Genomic DNA, 1,618 nt, shown 5'->3' with positions numbered 1-1,618 from the left:
GCCCGATGATGCGGGGCAGCATGGCACAGGCGCCCATGTCGCAGCCCGCAAGACCGACGCGGGTGAAAAGGAATGCGCATTTCGCCGAAGGCGTCGCCAGCCGCAGGTCCGACGCCATGGCAAGGATCGCCCCGGCCCCGACGCAGATACCGTCCACCGCCGCGATCACCGGCTTGCCACAATGCAGCATCGCCTTGACCAGATCCCCGGTCATCCGGGCGAAGGCAAGCCGCCCCTTCATGTCCATCGCCACGAGTGGCCCGATAATTTCATGCACATCGCCTCCCGAGCAGAAATTGCCGCCATTCGACGCGAGCACGACAACATCGACATCCGTGGCATGAGCCAGCGCCCGGAACGTATCGCGCAGCTCAGCATAACTCTCGAATGTCAGCGGGTTCTTCCGCTCCGGCCGGTTCAGCCGGATCGTCGCGACCCGGTCCGTGACGCTCCAGAGGAAGTGTTCGGGCCTGAGACCCGCAAGTTCGGTCATGCCTGCCCCCGCGCGCGTTTGAGAATGTCGGTGAGCGTGTCGAGATCACTTTCGCTCAGCGCCGCAAAAAGCCGATCGATCTCGCCCTCATGCTCCGCCGCCAGCGTTTCGAACTGTGTCAGGCCCTCGGGTGTCAGCGCCACATGCACGGTACGCCGGTCAGCCTCGGACGGCGTGCGGCGCACCAGACCCTCGCGTTCCAGCCGGTCCACCACCGCGGTCGCATTGCCGTTCGACACCAGCAGCATCCGGCTGAGTTCCGACATCGTCACCCCGTCTCGCCGCCGGTAAAGTGCGGCCATGACATCAAAGCGCGGCAATGTGGTCGCATGGTTCACCCGCAGATATTCGCGCAGATGGTTTTCAGCGGCGCGGGTCACCCCCAGCAACCTTATCCATGCCTTCAGCCGCCGTTTGGAAAGATCGCTCATATCTCGCCCCCGCTGATCGCAATGGCCTGCCCGTTCACGCCCTCTGATCCCGGACCGCAGAGCCAGAGCGCCGTGGCCGTGACCTCGGATGGCTGGATCAACCGGCCTTGCGGGCTCATCCCCTCCAGTGCGGCGCGCGCCTCTGCTGCGGTCCGGCCGGTCTTTTCCCGGATCACCGCAATCGTCACATCCGTCATCGGCGTGTCGAGGAAACCCGGGCAGATCGCATTGACCGTCACCTCGCTGCGCGCAACCTCCAGCGCCAGCGAGCGCGTCAGGCCGATGACGCCGTGCTTGGCCGCCGCATAAGGCGCGATCCTGGCATAGCCTTTCAACCCGGCGGTCGAGGCGATGGAAACCAGCCGCCCCCAGCCCGGCATTTGCAACAACCCGGCACGCAGCGTCAGGAACACGCCCGTCAGGTTCACCGCGATCATCGCGTTCCACTGGTCGAGCGTGGTCCTGGCGAAGGGCGCGCTATCCGCCGCGCCGGCATTGGCGATCACGATGTCGCAGGGTCCGGCCGCCTTGAACATCGCGGTGACCGAGGCCTCATCCGTGACATCGGCGACAATGGGGCGAATGCCGCCATTGCCCCGCGCCACATCTTCCAACGGGTCCCGCCTGCGTCCCGCAATTACGACCTCGGCCCCGGCCCCCGCGAAACCGCGCGCAAGGTCGGCCCCCGCCCCGG

The 1,618-nt window shown here is 66.2% G+C and carries 3 protein-coding genes; all 3 read right to left on the bottom strand.

The genetic code is table 11. From position 1 onward, the window contains the following. Positions 1–493: enoyl-CoA hydratase-related protein (locus WBB85_RS17360; RefSeq protein ID WP_432639852.1), on the bottom strand; the 493-nt coding region annotated here is incomplete at its 3' end. After that, on the bottom strand, positions 490–924 hold the full coding sequence (locus WBB85_RS17355) for a MarR family winged helix-turn-helix transcriptional regulator (RefSeq protein ID WP_432639851.1): 435 nt from the start codon (positions 922–924) through the stop codon (positions 490–492). The genes WBB85_RS17360 and WBB85_RS17355, both read right to left, overlap by 4 nt. Continuing rightward, positions 921–1,618, bottom strand: a 698-nt coding sequence (locus WBB85_RS17350) for an SDR family NAD(P)-dependent oxidoreductase (RefSeq protein ID WP_432639850.1), incomplete at its 5' end; no start/stop codon positions are given. The genes WBB85_RS17355 and WBB85_RS17350, both read right to left, overlap by 4 nt.

The organism is Albidovulum sp. (assembly GCF_049646345.1).
In the GTDB taxonomy this organism is placed as follows: Bacteria; Pseudomonadota; Alphaproteobacteria; order Rhodobacterales; family Rhodobacteraceae; genus Albidovulum.
This window is presented reverse-complemented; position numbering and strand designations above follow the sequence as displayed.

Bases quoted from the DNA above. Each gene is read 5' to 3' on its own strand.
- WBB85_RS17355 (WP_432639851.1), bottom strand. From the start codon at position 924: ATGAGCGATCTTTCCAAACGGCGGCTGAAGGCATGGATAAGGTTGCTG.